Genomic DNA, 15,765 nt, shown 5'->3' with positions numbered 1-15,765 from the left:
GATCTCGGAGGTCCCCATGAGCCAGGCCGTCGCCCTCGACGCGTGCACCGACGGCTGCGTCCACCCGGACAAGGTCGCGCTGGTCGTCGCCAACGCACCCGACCCCGACGAGCTCTCGGTCGTCACCCAGGTCTTCAAGCTGCTCGGCGACCCGACCCGCACCCGCCTGCTCTACGCCCTGCTCGAGGCCGGCGAGCTGTGCGTCTGCGACCTCGCCGCGGCCACCTCGACGGCAGAGTCGACGGTCAGCCAGGCACTGCGGATGCTCCGCGCGTCGGGGGTCGTCGCCGGCCGGCGGGAGGGCCGCAACGTCTTCTACCGACTCTCCGACGGGCACGTCCGGATGCTGCTCGACATCACGCGCGAGCACGTCGTCCACACGAGCACCGCATGAGCGGGCACTCGCACGGAGCAGGAGCCGGTGCACACGGCCACGCGGGGGGCCGACACCGCTGGCGCCTGGCCATCGCCTTCGGGCTCGTTGCCGCGTTCTTCGGCGTCGAGCTCGTCGCCGGGATCCTCTCGCAGTCGCTGGCCCTGCTCTCCGATGCCGGGCACATGGCCGCAGACGTCGTCACCCTTGGCGCTGCGCTCGTCGCCACCCGCATCGCCACGCGCCCCGACACCACGGGTCGGCGCACCTTCGGTTCGTACCGTGCCGAGATCTTCGCCTCCGGCCTCGCCGTGCTCGTCATGGTCGGCGTCTCGGTCTACACCGTCGTCGAGGCGATCGGCCGGATCGGCGCGGCGACCGAGGTCGGCTCCACCGCGATGTTCGTCGTCGGCGGCATCGGCCTCGTCGTCAACGTCGTCTCGCTGCTCCTGCTGCGCGGCGGCGCCTCCGAGAGCCTCAACGTCAAGGGCGCCTACCTCGAGGTCGTCGCCGACACGGTGGGCTCGATCGGCGTCATCGTCGCGGCGGCCCTCGTCCTCACCACCGGTTCGCCGGTCTGGGACACCGTCGTCGCCCTCGCGATCGGTGCGTTCGTCATGGTCCGTGCGCTCCGGCTCGGTCGCGAGGTCGTCGCCGTCCTCGGCCAGCACGCTCCGGCGAACGCCGTGCCCGAGGACGTCCTCCGGGCCCTCGAGGCCGTCGACGGTGTGAGCGAGGTCCATGACCTCCACGTCTGGACCCTCACGTCGGGCATGGACGTCGCGACGGCCCACCTCGTCGCCGCAGGCCCTGCCGACGGGGTGCTCGACGGAGCCACGACCGTCCTGCGCGAGCAGTTCGACATCGCCCACGCCACCCTGCAGGTGGAGACGAGCGACAAGCAGTGCCGCGGTGTCGACTGGTGACCGGTGGCGGCCCGACACTCCCGTATGCCGTGGCGCCGGCCTCCACCCGAGCCATCGCCACTCTCCCTCTCGCGCACCGGTCCCCACTCCTGATCGGGCGGTGCGCGCGGGACGCTTGGCGACACGACCGCCTGATTGCGGAACGGCGCCCGGACTTGTATAGAGTCCTGCTCGCGGGAGCGTCAGCGGTCAAACCACGAGCCGGTCGGACGAGCCGTCGTTTTGTACCGGAGCAGTCATCGATGACACCTTCTGTCCCGGCGCCCGAGGGCGAGCTCGAACCGGGAGTGGCTCGTGAGCTGGCGGAGCTGGCCCACGCCCTGCAGAACGAGGGCGGCCGGCTGGGGACCCTGCAAACCGTCTGCGAGCTGGCCGTCACGGTCATCGACGCAGACCACGCGTCGATCACCGTCCGGCACGGCGACGGGTTCCGCACGGTTGCCGCCACGAGCGACCTGCCACGAGCCATCCACCAGATCCAGTTCGACACCGGAGAAGGACCACACCTCGACGGGCTCGACGAGGACCCGACCTTCGTGACCGGTGACCTCGCCCAGGAGCACCACTGGCCCAACTTCGCGACGCGTGCCGTGGGGCACGTCGGTGTGAACAGCCTCATGTCGCACCGGTTGTTCGTCGGGGACAACGTCATCGGGACCCTCAACGCCTTCGCCCACCGCCGCAACGCCTTCAGCGAGTCGGCCGTGGCCATCTTCGCCGTCTTCGCAGCACATGCGGCCGTGGCGCTCCAGGCGGCGGAGGAGCAGGAGCGGGCCGACAACCTCGAGATCGCCCTGCGCACCAGCCGGCGCATCGGCACGGCGATCGGGATCCTCATGCACGGCCACCGCGTCGACGAACGGACCGCCTTCGCGATGCTCCGCCGGCGAAGTCAGGACACCAACCGCAAGCTCGCCGCCATCGCCGACGACGTGGTGCGAACCGGTCTGCTGTGACAAGGGTTCGGCGGACCAAGGCAGCTGGAGGTTTCAACCGCCTCGGCCCTCCGGGTCACTTCGTGAGTCCAAGTCACCCACCGCTCCCCTACCCCGTCCCCCCGGGATCCCAAACACACATGAAGGCCTCGTTCGCCCGTCCCCACCGGCGGCCCTGCTGACCTGCGGCGCGATCAGGCGGCCTGCTCCAGCGAGGAGCGCAGTCGCCGCAGGATCGATCCGAGGAGTCGTGACACCTGCATCTGGCTCACCCCGAGGGCCGTTCCGATCTCCACCTGGGTCTGCTCCTCGATGAACCTCAGGTGGACGATGGTCCGCTCTCGCTCGGTGAGCCCTCGCAGCGCCCGACCGAGGGCGTCGCTCTGGACGAGCCTGTTGACCTCGTCGTCACCGTCGAGCTCGATCTCCGGTGCACGACGTCCCTCCGGCGACGCGGCGTCGAGCGACTGCGTCTGGTAGGCCGACAAGCACGCCTGCGTCTCCCCCAGCTCTGCGGGCTCGAGGCCCAACCGATCGGCGAGCTCGACGCGGCTCGGCTCACGACCGAGCTCGTGCCGCAACATCTCCTCGGCGGCGATGAGCTGGGCGCGCCTCTCCTGAAGGCGTCGTGGAGGTCGCACGGCCCATCCCTTGTCGCGGAAGTAGCGCTTGATCTCGCCCGACATCGTGGGCACGGCGTACGCGGCGAAGCTGTGGCCCCGGCCGGGCCGGTAGCCCCGAACCGCTTTGACGAGAGCCATCCGCGCGACCTGCACGAGGTCGTCGTCCTCGATGCCACGGCCGCTGTAGCGGTGCGCGACCGTGTCGGCGAGCTCGAGACTGAGCAGCACGGCGTCGTGACGGCACCTCTCAGCCTCCGGACTCGACGGATCCGAGATGCTGTCGAGGAGACGTTCGGCCTCTGCGCAACCCTCTTCGCGCGACTCGACGAACGTCGAGGGGAGCCTGCGGTTCAACGGTGTGACGGTCATGCCGGCGCCATCCTTCCTGCGAGGAGATGGCGCCGGGTTTGGACCATGGGGTGTGAACGTGTCCCTCCATCCGACCACGATTCCGGACACGAACACCACTGGGAGGAGGACCATCTCTTCATGGCCCTCGGATCCGGGTCGCCGGAGCGCCCCGACTCTGTCCGCGGTGGGTACGTTTGAACACGCGACGAGGAGGGCAAGAGCCTGTGCGGCCGCACGCCGGCTCGAGAGCGTGCCCTCCGAGGCGGGGCGTGCGGTCGCGCCATCTCCGATCGACCGTGACGACGAGCGACGGACGACGAACGACGGACGACGGACGACGAGAGGACCGACCTGTGCAGACCGGTGGCCATCCCGAGACGGTGGATGCGGTGGTCATCGGCGCCGGACCCAACGGGCTCGTCGCCGCCAACGCGCTGGCCGACGCGGGCTGGAGCGTCCTCGTCCTCGAGGCCCAGGACTCCGTCGGTGGCGCGGTCCGCAGCGCCGAGATCGTGGCGCCCGGCTACGTCACCGACCTCTTCAGTGCGTTCTACCCTCTCGCCCAGGCGAGTCCGGTCATCCGCGACCTCCACCTCGAGGAGCACGGGCTTCGGTGGCGCCATGCCCCGTCGGTCGTCGGTCACGCGTTCCCCGACGGCCGCGCCGCGGTGCTCCACCGATCGCCGGAGGACACCGCCGCCGGGCTGGAGGAGTTCCACCCGGGCGACGGCGAGGCCTGGCTGGCCCTTCATCGGCAGTGGTCGCGCGTCCGGGGACCGCTCCTCGACGCCCTGTTCACGCCGTTCCCGCCGGTGCGAGCCATGCTGTCGGTCCTCCGTACGCAGCGTGCCGCCGGGCTCGTCGACCTGGCCCGTCTCGGGGTCGTCCCCGTGCGCCGCCTCGGCTCGGAGAGCTTCGGTGGCGACGGAGGTCCCGCGCTCCTCTCCGGCAACGCCATGCACAGCGACCTCCCGCCCGACGGCGCCGGCAGCGGCTTCTTCGGATGGCTGCTGTGCATGCTCGGTCAGGACGTCGGCTTCCCCGTCCCGGAGGGCGGCGCCGGGGTCCTCGCCGAGTCGCTGCGCCGCCGGGCCGAGAAGCATGGCGCCGAGTTCCGTACCGGGAGCCCGGTCTCGAGCGTCATGGTCCGCGGTGGCCGCGCCGTGGGCGTCGAGCTCGCTGGAGGTGGCACGGTGCGCGCGCGTCGGGCGGTGCTCGCCGACGTCGTGGCTCCTGCGCTCTATCGCGATCTCCTGCCCGCCGACGCCGTCCCGGAGAGGGTCCGTCGCGACCTCGACCGGTTCGAGTGGGACGGCGCGACGATCAAGGTCAACTGGGCCCTCGACTCCCCGGTGCCGTGGTCCGGTGCGGGCCTCGACGGCGCCGGCACGGTCCACCTGGGTGTCGACAACGACGGGCTGCTCGAGGCTGCCAAGGACATCTCCCTGGGCCGTGTCCCCGAGCGCCCGTTCCTCCTCTTCGGCCAGATGACCACCGCCGACCCCAGTCGCTCCCCCGCCGGCACCGAGTCGGCCTGGGCCTATACGCACGTCCCCAGCGGGATGGGCTGGCAGGCCGACGACCTGGCCAAGCACGTCGACCGCATGCGCTCGGCAGTCGAGGAGGTGGCGCCGGGCTTCACCGACCACGTCGTCGGCGAGCACGTGCAGTCGCCGCAGCTGCTCGAGGAGTGGGACGCCAACCTCGTCGGAGGTGCCATCAACGGCGGGACGTCCGGTCTGCACCAGCAGCTCTTCATGCGGCCCACCCCCGGGCTGGGCCGGCCCGAGACGCCCGTCGCCGGACTCTTCCTCGCGAGTGCCTCCGCGCACCCCGGTGGTGGCGTCCATGGTGCCTGCGGCTGGAACGCCGCACGCGCCGCGCTGGCGGCGGAGCGTCCCGGTCGGGCACTGCGCCGGGCCCTCGTGGGCACCGCATGGGACCGCGTGCTGCGCGACCCGGAGCGCGGACGATGAGCCGCGTCGAGCCTTCGGCTGCGGGCAGCGCCCTGGTCACCGGCGCCTCGAGCGGCATCGGGCTGGCCACGGCGCTCGCCCTCTCGCGCGGCGGCTGGACCGTCGTCCTGGTGGGGCGCGACACAGGCTCGCTGGAGCGCGCGGCACAGGCGTGCCGGAGGGCGGGCGGCACCGCCGTCGTCGCCGTGGCGGACGTCCGGGACACCGCGTCGGTACGAGCGGCCTTCGAGCTGGCGGACGACGAGACCGGGAGTCTCGACGTCGTCGTCCACTCTGCGGCGACGCTCGCCTACGGTCGCTTCGAGGACGTGCCCGACGAGGTGTTCGAGTCCGCTCTCGACACCACGCTGATGGGGACGACGCGCGTATGCCGTGAGGCCCTGTCCCGATTCCGGCTCGCTGGCCGCGGTCGTCTCGTCGTCATCGGGTCGCTGCTGGGCAAGACGGCCGTCCCCGGGATGTCGACCTACACGACCGCGAAGTGGGGCGTGCACGGACTCGTGCGCTCGCTGCAGCTGGAGACACGTGACGAACCCGGCATCCAGGTCTCGCTCGTCTCGCCCGGCGGGGTGGACACTCCGGTCTACCGTCAGGCCGGCACCTACCTGGGGCGGCACGGTCAGCCACCGCCCCCGAGGGTCGACGCCTTCGCCGTCGCCGATGCGGTGATGGGCTGCCTCGACCGGCCGCGTCGCGAGGTCAACGTCGGGGCGGGCAACGCCCTGACCGTGATGGGCTTCCGCGCCATGCCGGCCATCTACGACCGCCTCGTCGGCCCGCTCATGAACCGGGTGGCGCTGCAGGCCGGGAGCGGGGTGGCCGACACCCCGGGCAATGTTCTCGAACCACGACCGGAGGCCGAAGCCCTCAGCGGCGGATGGCTGGCCAGCACCACGGGCGCCAGACGCGCCCTCGACATGGAGGAGAACACGATGGACGACACCGACCAGCACCTGACGACGCAGGGACAGCCGCAGCGGCGCACGGTCGCCGCCTCGGCCGATCGCGTCTGGGACGTGCTCGCCGACGGGTGGAGCTATGCGACTTGGGTCGTGGGCACCGCCCGCATCCGCGACGTCGACACGGCCTGGCCCGCGCCCGGCTCGCGCATCCACCACTCGGTGGGGCTGTGGCCGGCGCTGCTCTCGGACACCACGAGCGTCGAGGAGTGCGTCACCGGGCGTCGCCTCGTGCTCAAGGCGCGGGGCTGGCCACTGGGCGAGGCACGGGTCGAGATCGACATCGAGCCCGACGGCCCGCAGAGCTGCACCGTGACCATGACCGAGGACGCCATCTCCGGGCCGGGCTCACTGCCGCCGCGCATTGTGCGGCAGGCGATGATCCTGCCCCGCAACTCCGAGGCGCTGCGACGTCTCGCCTATCTCGCCAAGGGGTCATCCGGCCTCGTCGCCGGCTCCGGCTGAGCCTCAGGCGCGCGTCGACCAGAGAGGGCGCACGGGAGTGCCGATCGTCGAGGTGACTGGCCTACGGTGGATGGACAGGGATGCGGTGCGCCCGACCCGTCGCGTCACCGCTCTGCCGAGATCGAGGTGGTGACTCTCATGGAAACCGTCCAGCTCATGCAGCACCTGGGCACACAGTTCAGTGAGCTCAGCGCTGCACTCCTGGCCACCGATGGCTCGGGCCTCGACCCCGACCGGGTCGTCCGCTTCGCTGCCATGGCCGTACCGTCGACCCACCACTGCGGGCTGACGCTCCTGCGCCCCAAGCAGGCACCCCACACCGTCAGCTCCACCGACGAGCTCTCGCGCAACGTCGACCGGATCCAGTACGCCCTCGGCGAGGGACCCTGTCTCGACGCCGCCGAGGCAGAGACGGCCGAGATCGCCGGACAGCTGGACACCGACGAGCGCTGGCCCCGGTTCGGTCCGAGGTGCGTCGAGGAGACCGGGGTCCTGAGCATGCTGTCGATCCGCCTCGCCATGGTGGGCCAGGACCAGGCGGCGATGAACTTCTACTCGCGCGAACGTGACGCCTTCGGCGAGCTCGAGCTCGCGGTCGCCTCGATCTTCGCGCCGTTCGCGGCCCTGTCCGTCGAGCACACCCTGCGCGAGCGTGACGCCCGCAACTTCGAGGCCGCCCTGTCGAGCAGCCGCCAGATCGGGACGGCGATCGGCATCCTCATGGCGCAGCGACGCATCACCTCGAAGGAGGCCTTCTCGGTGCTCCGCCGCGCCAGCCAGCACCTCAACCGCAAGCTGCGCGACGTCGCGGAGGAGGTCGAGCGGACCGGCGCGCTTCCGGTGCGGGCCTCCTCTCCGCTGCCGGACGACGAGGTCGTGGACGGCACCGGCACCGCCTGACACGCTCAGGGGGGCCTGCGTCAGGACCTTCGGCCGTGGGCCTCCCGTCGCCCCGGTGGCAGGCTCGCACCCATGAGGGCGACCGCCGTGCACGGACCTGTCGACCGCCTCACCGACGCCGACCTGGTCCCGCTGCGCACCGACGTCGGCCCGGCCCCGATGCACCTCGGCGCAGTCCTCACCCTCGCCGAGCCCGTGGGGGCGAGCGACGTGGAGGCTGCCCTGCGACGTCGGCTCGGCGCGGTGCCGAGTCTGCGCCGTGCCGTGCACCACCCGTGCCACGGGCGGGGACGTCCGGTCTGGCGCGACGACCCCGGGTTCGACCTCTCCCACCACGTGACCCGGCGACGGTGCCACGACCCGGGCGACCTCGACGTCGTCCTCGAAACCGCGGCGGGCGTGCTCACCCATCGGCTCGTGGCCTCACGGCCTCCGTGGCGGGCCGTGGTGGTCACTGGACCGGGAGGCGAGACGGCCCACGCCGTGGTCATCGTCCTCCATCACGTGGTGGCCGACGGCGTCGGCGGACTCTCCCTCCTCGCCGCACTCGTCGACAACCCCCCACACGTGGGTCCACAGTCGACGGAGCGGGGAGAGACCGACCCGGCGAGGCGGCTCCTGCCGCGGGTGGCACAAGGCTGGCGCGAGCTGGGGCGAGGCGTCCCGCACGCCGCACAGCGGACCTCGCTCAACCGCCCCACAGGCCCACGGCGCGTCTTCCGCGTCGTCACCATCGGCCTCGACACCGTGCGGAGCGCCGCGCGGCGACAGGACGTGACGGTCAACGACCTGCTGCTCGTTGCCGTCACGGGAGCCATGGACGAGGTGCTCCGCCGTCGGGGCGAGGACCTGTCCGAGCTCGTCGTCTCGGTCCCGGTGTCCGGTCGTCCACGGCCCGACGGCGAGCTCGGCAACCACGTCGGCGTCATGCCGGTCCGGGTCCCACTGCACGGCAGCGCCCCAGCGCGCGTCCGGGAGGTCGGCCGCCTGACCGCGGCGAGACGGTCCGGCGGCCACGGCGAGTCTGCCGCGCTCGTCGGTCCCGCCTTCCGCCTCCTGGCGGCGACACGGACGTTCGGCTGGTTCATCGTGCGGCAGCGCCTGGTGAACTCCTTCCTCACGAACGTGCGAGGGCCGAGTCGCCCAATGCTCCTGTGCGGCAGCCCGATCGAGCACATCGTGCCGATGGCGACCACCCCTGGGAACGTCGGCGTCTCCTTCGCGGTCCTCTCGTATGCCGGCGAGCTCGTCGTGACCGCGATCGCGGATCCCGACGTGGTCCCGGAGGTGGTCGCCCTGACGAACGCCCTCGACCTCCAGCTGCGGTCACTCGTCGCGGAGGACGGGACCTCGTCCCCTGAAGCCACGGTGCTGCAGGACACCAGTCTTGGTGCATGAGGACCACATCGGCCGACCACGCATCCCCTTCCTCGAGCGCCCTGAGGACCGCGACCGCCCTCGCAGTGGCCACGGTGCTCGTCGCGGGACTCGCCGCCGGGTGGACGTTCGCCGACCCGGGCCTGCTGCACGGGCCCGAGGCGATGCAGGGTTCGGCGCGCGGCACCGCCCTCGTGCTCGGGACCGTCGCGCTGCCCGTCCTGCTCGGTTCGCTCCGGATGGCGTGGCGTGGTTCGGCCCGCGCCCTCGTCGTCTGGGCCGGCGCCCTGCTCTACGTCATCTACAACGCCGTCCTCCTGCTGTTCCTCACGCCGTTCAACGCGGCCTTCCTCCTCTACGTCGCCGTGCTCGGGTGCGGGTTGTGGGCCACGGGCTACCTCATCGCATCAACCGAGGTGGGCCGGGCGGGCGAGCTCATCGCGGAGCGGGCCTCGGTCCGCGGCCTGTCGACCTACGTGTGGCTCGTCGTCGCGCTCAACACCCTCGCCTGGCTCGCCAGGATCGTGCCGTCGCTCGGGCAGGACCCGGCACCCGTGCTCGAGGGGACCGGCGTGCAGACCAACGCCATCTATGTGCAGGACCTCGCGATCTGGCTCCCGCTCGCCGCAGTCGGCGCGCTGTGGCTGCGCCGCCGCGAGCGTCGCGGCGCCCTCGTCGTCGGTGCCGTGCTCGGGATGTGGGTCATCGAGAGCGTGAGCATCGCACTCGACCAGTGGTTCGGCGTGCGTGCGGACCCCGAGTCGCCGGTGGTCTCACTGGCCGTCGTCCCGCCGTTCCTCGTCCTCGCGGTCGTCGGCCTGGTCCCGCTGTGGCTCCTGCTCCGGCCCGTCGCCGGTTCGACACCTCGCTCCGGTGCGAGCCCGAGGCCGACGACCGCGACCGCACCTCCCGCCACTGCGGGTCGAAGGTCCCTTCTGCGGCACTGAGCCGGCGAGGAGCGTGGAGACGGGACAGGAACCCCGCACATCGAAGGTCGTGATCCCCATGGCGGCATCCACCCAGTACGCCCCCACTCCCATCCCCCATCCCTACCCCGTCCACGTCGACGCCGTCGACCACCCGGCCGCCTCTCGATGGCTGTGGCTCGTCAAGTGGCTCCTCGCCATCCCGCACTACATCGTCCTGGCGTTCCTCTGGGCGGCGTTCGTCGTCCTCAGCGTCGTCGCCCTCTTCGCGATCCTGGTCACCGGTCGCTACCCGAGGGGGATCTTCGACTTCAACGTCGGTGTCCTGCGCTGGTGGTGGCGGGTGACCTACTACTCCTACGGCGCGCTGGCGACGGACCGCTATCCACCCTTCACCCTCGCCGAGGACCCGGACTACCCCGCACACCTCGAGGTCGACTACCCCGAGCACCTCTCGCGCGGGCTGGCCCTGGTGAAGTGGTGGCTGCTCGCCATCCCTCACTACCTCGTCGTCGGCATCCTCGTCGGTGGCGGCACCGCCGTCGCGTGGCAGGCCGACGACAACGCCCGGTGGGTCTTCGGCGGAGGCCTCGTGGGGCTGCTCGCGATCGTTGCCGCCGTCGTCCTTGCCGTGACCGGCGCCTACCCGCGTCCGCTCTACGACCTGCTCCTCGGGCTCAACCGCTGGGTCCTGCGGGTCGCCGCGTATGCGGGCCTCATGACGGACGAGTACCCGCCCTTCCGCCTCGACCAGGGTCCGCACGAACCCGGTGGTCGGATGACCCTCTCCGCCCCGTCCGCACCGGCCGGTCCCGTCACGGGACGTCCGGGCACCGAACCACCGACCGTCGAAGGCCCGGCCGCCGGGGGCTCGGGGCTGCCGCCACGAGGAGGCTGGGGCGCCGGCTCCGTCATCAGCGTCATCGTGGGCAGCATCGCGGCCCTGACGTCGCTCGGTCTCGTCACCGGTGGTGTCGCGGCACTCGTCGCCGACGGCGTCGCGCGCAACGACGACGGCTACGTCATGTCGCGGACCGAGACGTTCACGACCTCGGGCAGCGCGGTCCTCTTCAGCGACCTCGAGCTCGACACCACGGGTGCGAGCTGGGTCCCGGACCGGGTCATCGGTGACGTCCGGATCACCGTGTCCCCGGGAAGCTCCAGCGACCCCGTCTTCTTCGGCATCGGGCCGAACCGGGACGTCGCCGCCTACCTCGACGGCGCGTCCTACAGCGTCGAGCGCCGCCCCGGCATCGACCAGCGCGAGGTCGCGGGATCGGCCGACCCGGGCGCCCCGACCGCGCAGACCTTCTGGGTGGCGTCCGCGACGGGCGGCGGTAGCCAGCAGCTCACGTGGGAGCCCAGGGACGGCAGCTGGTCCGCCGTGCTCATGAACTCCGACGGGAGCTCCGGGGTGACCGCCGACGTCGCCATCGGTGCGACGTTCCCGTGGCTGACCCAGCTCGGCCTCGGCCTGCTCCTCGGAGGCCTCCTCCTCGCCGTCGCGAGCGCCGCGATCATCATCCTCGCCATCCGTCAGGCCGGACCGGGACGGAGGACGTCATGACACGGGCATGGGTCGTCTACGAGTCGATGTTCGGCAACACGAGAGAGGTCGCGCACGCGGTCGCCGAGGGTCTGCGCGAGCGGGCGCAGGTCGAGGTGCACGAAGTGTCGACGGCGACACCCCTGCCGCCCGACCTCGATCTGCTCGTCGTGGGTGGCCCCACCCACGCCTTCGGGCTCAGCCGGGCCTCGACCCGGCACGACGCCGAGACCAAGGCCGAGCGCCCGGTCGAGTCCTCCTCGATGGGCGTGCGCGAGTGGCTGGCCGGCCTCGACGACGGCGGGGTGCACACGGCATACGCGACGTTCGACACGCGGGTGAACCACCCTCACCTGCCGGGCTCCGCCGCGAAGAAGGCGGCCAGGCGCCTGAGAAGACTGGGTGGCAGCGCGTGCGCGGACCCGGAGTCGTTCTGGGTCGAGGGCACCGAGGGGCCGCTCGTCGACGGTGAGCTCGAGAGAGCCCGTGACTGGGGCCGTGAGCTCGCGCATCCCTAGCCCCCCCGGGCAGTCAGCCCCCCGACTCCGACCCCGGTCTGGTGACGATGCCACCGGCCGGCGGCCGGTCGAGGAGCGTCGGCACGTACTCGAGCAGCTGCAGGCCCGGCGCGAACGTCCGGCTCTCGACGAGCTCGAGGGCCACGTCCGGGTAGCCGTCGAAGATCCGCTCCTGACCGGTCAGCCCCGTGATGAACGGGAACACGACCAGCCGCAAGCTGTCCACGAGTCCCGCGGACAGGAGCGCACGGCATACGGAGAGACTGCCCAGCGTGCGCATCGAGCGGTCGCCACCCTCCTTCTGCGAGCGGACCCAGTCGACCGGATCTCCCCTCACGAGAACCGAGTTCGACCACGACAGCGGCTCCTCGAGGGTCGACGAGAAGACGACCTTGGACATCTCGCTCAGTTGCACGAAGCCCGGGTCGTCGGGCACCTGCGCGGCGAAGTCGGCCATGAGCCGGTAGGTCGTCGCGCCCATGAGGACGTCGTGGTCCGTCTCCTGCGCATCGAGCCACGCGAGGTACTCGGCGCTCTCGACGCCCCACAGGCCGGGCCAGCCCTCCGCCGCGGCGTAGCCGTCGAGACTGGTGATGAGGTCGATCATGACGCTGCCCACCGCAGCCTCCCTCCTCCGTCCTCGAAGTCTGTCGTATGCCGTCCGCCCGCGGAAGTGCCTCGCGGCCGGACATGTGGGTCAGGCGACTCGGAAGTCGGTGAGCCCCCGCCACGGCGACCCGGGGTCGACGACGCGTCGCTGGCGGTCCGCCGCCGTGCCGTCGACGAGCGTGCGCTTGACGACCTCGGTGACGAGCGCCCGGTCGCCGTTCTCGTCGAGGGCGTCACCGGCGAACCGGAGCAGGGACTCGAACGCCTGCTCGGCAGCGACGAGCGCTGCCGTGCCGGGGTCGACGAGACGGTCGCCGACGCCATGCCGGGCCGCTCGCCACGACGCCGAGCGGAGCGCGAGGGTCGACGGTTCGCCGTCCCGACGGATCGCCGCGGTCGCCCTGGCAGCCGTGTCGACGAGCGCGCGGCAGAGCCCGGCGACCGCGACCGCGACGTGGGGCTCGGGGCAGACATCGGTCACCCGCACCTCGACCGTCGGGTAGCGCGCCGACAGCCGGGCGTCGTAGTAGAGCATCCCCTCGTCGAAGGCTCCGCCCGCGTCGATGACGGCCCGTGAGGCGCGACGGTAGGCGTCGAGGTCGCCCCACACCGGAGCCGGTCCGGCGGTGGGCAGCTGCGAGAGGACGACCGAACGCCAGCTCGCGTGCCCGGTGTCGCGTCCCTGCCAGAAGGGCGAGTTCGACGCCAGGGCGGTGAGGAGCGCGAGCCACGGGCGGATCCGGTCGAGCACCCGCACCCCTTCCTCGGGCGAGGCGACGGCCACGTGGACGTGGGTGCCGCAGGTCAGCTGCTGGTGGGCCAGCTCGCCGAACTCCGCCCCGATCCGGTCGAAGCGCTCCGATGCCCCCGCCGTCGGCGTGTGCGCGCCGGGCCAGGTGCCGGAGGCGACCGGGGCGGCGTCGTGCCGGCCGGCGAGGTCGGACACCTGGCCGCGGAGGTGCCGCAGGTCACTGGACAGGCGCTCGAGCGCGTCCGTCGGCGCCGAGCAGATCTCGACCTGCTCCTGCTTGAACTCTCCCTTGATCCCCGCGACGCCGGCCTCGGACGCGATGTCCGGACCCACCGGGACCGGTTCTCCCGAGCTGACGCCCACGAGGAGGAACTCCTCCTCGACCCCGACGGTGCGCGTCACCTCAGGCTCGACCTTCCCGCTCGCCACGCACCGAGGACCTCGTCGGCGAAACGGTCACCGAGCAGCTGGCTGGCCTGGATACCGAAGACGAGGTTGGCCCGCAGGGCGGGTTCGCGCTCCACGAGCGGTGCGATGACGTCACGCCGCAGCACCTGCTCGTGGACGGCGTCCGCCTCGACGTGCTCGGCGTAGAAGTGCTCGGTGGCGGGGCCGCACCCGAGACGTCGTGCCGCCCTGACGAGGCGGGCCGACCCCGGCGACGAGGTGAGCTCGATGACTGCGAACTGGCCGACGGAAGCGCCGCGAAGCTCGCGTCGCAGGCCGCAGAGAGACATGAGGTTGACCTCGGCGAGGACAGTGCCGCTCACCGAGTCGAGATGGTGGCCGTAGTCGGCCCGGAGGCCGAGCTCGCGCATCATCGCGGCATAGAGCTCAGAGTGCATTGCCTCGGCCCGACCGGCGCCGTACTCGTCGTGCTCCACCCGGACCAGCCCGGCCTTGGCCGGACCCTCCAGACGCGAGACGACGAGGAGCTGCGGGTCTGCCTCCTTGAGGTGGTAGGCCGAGCGGTGGACGACGTACTCGCGGAACTGCTCGAGGGTGCCCGTCCCGGCGAGGTGGTGCGAGACGCCCTCGGCGCCCACCTGCTCGGTGAGGAGACCCGCGATCTCGGCGTCGAGGTCGTCGCCACCTGCGACGTCGCGACGCAGGGCGTCGAGGAAGATCGACTCGAGCTCGAGCCGGATCCCGAGCAGGTCGAGGTCCCACTCCATCGCATCGGGGACACCGACGAAGCCGCGGTAGTGCAGCTCGTAGCAGACGTAGAGAGCGAGCTGGAGGTCCTCGCCGTAGGGGTCGACGACGCGGTGGGACGGGAACGGTGCACCGAGGCGGCCGGTGCAGAGGTCGACCACCGCCTCGGAGATGGGTCCACGGGGCGTGGGGAGCCGGGGGCCGGGCGAGGGGTCCGGGGAGCGGGCGGGGGGTGCTGTCGGTGCGGTGGGCGCGGCAGAGCTCGTCGTCGCGGTCATGACTCCACCTCGGCGCCCGACGCAGCCCTCACCTTGTCGCGGTGGCTCGTGTCGCAGAACGGCGCGATCCGGCTGCGGCGACAGGTGCAGAGCGCGACGACGGCTCGGTCGGAGCGCACGACGTCCCCGTCCGGCCCGACCACCTCGACCGGTCCTTCGACGAGGACCGGCCCCTCGCCCGTGACGACCACCCGGTTGACCGTGCTCATGCGGACGCCTCCAGACCGACTCCCCGGGAAAGTGGCGGACGCGTGGCGTGGACGACCACGAGACGCTCGACCGCCTGCCCCGGCTCGATGAGGCCATTCTCGCGCATCATCGCGGCACGGGACCTCATCACTGGACCGAAGTTCTCCGTCGCACGAAGGACCACCTCCGCCTCGAAACCCCTCTGTCGCAGGCTTCCCAGCGTCCGGACCTCGTCTGCGACGTCGGAGTGGACGAGCAGCAGGCACCCCCCGGGGATGACCCTGTCGTACGCCTCGTCGCAGATCCGATCGAGCAACAGCCGGCCGTCGGGCCCCGCGTCCCAGCACCGGTCCAGGCGGTGGCGCGAGGGTCGGCCGGACCGAGACGGGACGTAGGGCGGGTTCGCAAGGATGAGGTCGAACCGGTCCGGACCGGCGAGGGCGCCGAAGAGGTCGCCGTGCCGGACCGTCGCACGGACCCCGTGACGTCTCGCATTGAGCCAGGCATTGGCCGACGACCGGTACGACAGGTCGACCGCCGTGACGTCGGAGGCACCCGCCAGCGCTGCTGCGACGGCGAGCGCACCGGTCCCCGTGCACAGGTCGAGGACCTTCGCGCCGGCCGCACAGCCGAGGTGGGCCATCGCGTCCGCGAGCAGCCAGGTGTCGGCCTGCACCGGATAGCACCCGGGGAGTCGGAGCAGCGCGGGCCGCACCGACCGGCGGGACGTCGTCGTGGGGTCCTGAAGTCGGCTCATCGGTCTCCTCCGTCAGACGGATGGTCGCGTGCCCACCCCGCGTGCGCACCTGACCGGTCCCTACCCTCTCGGCACCGCGTCCATGCATCTGCCGCCCACGGGGACGCGACGACGCCGCAGGTCAGGGGCATGACCTGCGGCGTCGTCGACC

16 protein-coding genes are annotated in these 15,765 nt (G+C 71.9%); 10 read left to right on the top strand and 6 right to left on the bottom strand.

Annotated elements, in window-relative coordinates:
- Window positions 1-16: 16 nt before the first annotated feature.
- From ACSQ11_RS08045 to ACSQ11_RS08035, 3 genes are all read left to right on the top strand, one after another.
- A complete protein-coding gene (locus tag ACSQ11_RS08045) occupies window positions 17-394 on the top strand; it encodes an ArsR/SmtB family transcription factor (RefSeq protein WP_436004619.1) in 378 nt (125 codons plus the stop codon).
- On the top strand, window positions 391-1,299 hold the full coding sequence (locus ACSQ11_RS08040) for a cation diffusion facilitator family transporter (protein ID WP_436004618.1): 909 nt from the start codon (window positions 391-393) through the stop codon (window positions 1,297-1,299). Before ACSQ11_RS08045 ends, ACSQ11_RS08040 begins: the two co-directional genes overlap by 4 nt.
- Before the next feature lie 242 nt (window positions 1,300-1,541).
- A complete protein-coding gene (locus ACSQ11_RS08035; protein ID WP_436004617.1) occupies window positions 1,542-2,255 on the top strand; it encodes a GAF domain-containing protein in 714 nt (237 codons plus the stop codon).
- 173 nt (window positions 2,256-2,428) lie between these two features.
- Here ACSQ11_RS08035 and ACSQ11_RS08030 read toward each other — a convergent pair whose 3' ends face one another.
- Window positions 2,429-3,226: a sigma-70 family RNA polymerase sigma factor gene (locus ACSQ11_RS08030; protein WP_436004616.1), complete on the bottom strand. Its 798-nt coding sequence runs from the start codon at window positions 3,224-3,226 to the stop codon at window positions 2,429-2,431.
- A gap of 335 nt (window positions 3,227-3,561) precedes the next feature.
- Here ACSQ11_RS08030 and ACSQ11_RS08025 point away from each other — a divergent pair, with 335 nt between their 5' ends.
- The 7 genes from ACSQ11_RS08025 (at window position 3,562) to ACSQ11_RS07995 (ending at window position 11,875) form a co-directional block, all read left to right on the top strand.
- Window positions 3,562-5,184 (top strand): phytoene desaturase family protein, encoded by a 1,623-nt coding sequence (locus ACSQ11_RS08025; RefSeq protein ID WP_436004615.1) that lies wholly within the window; start codon window positions 3,562-3,564, stop codon window positions 5,182-5,184.
- Window positions 5,181-6,608, top strand: coding sequence for an SDR family NAD(P)-dependent oxidoreductase (locus ACSQ11_RS08020; RefSeq protein ID WP_436004614.1), 1,428 nt, complete (start codon window positions 5,181-5,183; stop codon window positions 6,606-6,608). Before ACSQ11_RS08025 ends, ACSQ11_RS08020 begins: the two co-directional genes overlap by 4 nt.
- Before the next feature lie 138 nt (window positions 6,609-6,746).
- Entirely contained in the window at window positions 6,747-7,508 is a 762-nt protein-coding gene (locus ACSQ11_RS08015; RefSeq protein ID WP_436004613.1) for a GAF and ANTAR domain-containing protein, read from the top strand.
- A 72-nt stretch (window positions 7,509-7,580) separates the two neighbouring features.
- On the top strand, window positions 7,581-8,906 hold the full coding sequence (locus tag ACSQ11_RS08010; RefSeq protein ID WP_436004612.1) for a wax ester/triacylglycerol synthase domain-containing protein: 1,326 nt from the start codon (window positions 7,581-7,583) through the stop codon (window positions 8,904-8,906).
- The gene (locus ACSQ11_RS08005; protein ID WP_436004611.1) at window positions 8,903-9,832 is read left to right on the top strand and encodes a hypothetical protein; all 930 of its coding nucleotides are present in this window, start codon (window positions 8,903-8,905) and stop codon (window positions 9,830-9,832) included. Before ACSQ11_RS08010 ends, ACSQ11_RS08005 begins: the two co-directional genes overlap by 4 nt.
- 58 nt (window positions 9,833-9,890) lie before the next feature.
- Window positions 9,891-11,378: a DUF4389 domain-containing protein gene (locus tag ACSQ11_RS08000; RefSeq protein ID WP_436004610.1), complete on the top strand. Its 1,488-nt coding sequence runs from the start codon at window positions 9,891-9,893 to the stop codon at window positions 11,376-11,378.
- Complete coding sequence (locus tag ACSQ11_RS07995; RefSeq protein ID WP_436004609.1) at window positions 11,375-11,875, top strand: flavodoxin family protein; 501 nt, start codon at window positions 11,375-11,377, stop codon at window positions 11,873-11,875. Before ACSQ11_RS08000 ends, ACSQ11_RS07995 begins: the two co-directional genes overlap by 4 nt.
- Before the next feature lie 13 nt (window positions 11,876-11,888).
- Here ACSQ11_RS07995 and ACSQ11_RS07990 read toward each other — a convergent pair whose 3' ends face one another.
- From ACSQ11_RS07990 to ACSQ11_RS07970, 5 genes are all read right to left on the bottom strand, one after another.
- Window positions 11,889-12,494 carry a dihydrofolate reductase family protein gene (locus ACSQ11_RS07990; RefSeq protein ID WP_436004608.1) on the bottom strand — a complete coding sequence of 202 codons (606 nt, stop codon included), beginning with the start codon at window positions 12,492-12,494 and terminating at the stop codon, window positions 11,889-11,891.
- A 78-nt stretch (window positions 12,495-12,572) separates the two neighbouring features.
- Complete coding sequence (locus ACSQ11_RS07985) at window positions 12,573-13,637, bottom strand: carboxylate-amine ligase (RefSeq protein WP_436004607.1); 1,065 nt, start codon at window positions 13,635-13,637, stop codon at window positions 12,573-12,575.
- On the bottom strand, window positions 13,634-14,668 hold the full coding sequence (locus ACSQ11_RS07980) for an iron-containing redox enzyme family protein (RefSeq protein ID WP_436004606.1): 1,035 nt from the start codon (window positions 14,666-14,668) through the stop codon (window positions 13,634-13,636). Before ACSQ11_RS07980 ends, ACSQ11_RS07985 begins: the two co-directional genes overlap by 4 nt.
- Entirely contained in the window at window positions 14,665-14,877 is a 213-nt protein-coding gene (locus ACSQ11_RS07975; RefSeq protein ID WP_436004605.1) for a CDGSH iron-sulfur domain-containing protein, read from the bottom strand. Before ACSQ11_RS07975 ends, ACSQ11_RS07980 begins: the two co-directional genes overlap by 4 nt.
- Window positions 14,874-15,614: a HemK2/MTQ2 family protein methyltransferase gene (locus ACSQ11_RS07970; protein WP_436004604.1), complete on the bottom strand. Its 741-nt coding sequence runs from the start codon at window positions 15,612-15,614 to the stop codon at window positions 14,874-14,876. The genes ACSQ11_RS07975 and ACSQ11_RS07970 overlap by 4 nt, the downstream gene beginning before the upstream one ends.
- Window positions 15,615-15,765: the final 151 nt, after the last annotated feature.

It is taken from the genome of Knoellia sp. LjRoot47 (genome assembly GCF_964253435.1).
Lineage (GTDB): Bacteria > Actinomycetota > Actinomycetes > Actinomycetales > Dermatophilaceae > Knoellia.
Note: the sequence above shows the minus strand (reverse complement) of the source record. Positions and strands in the feature narration are given on the sequence as shown.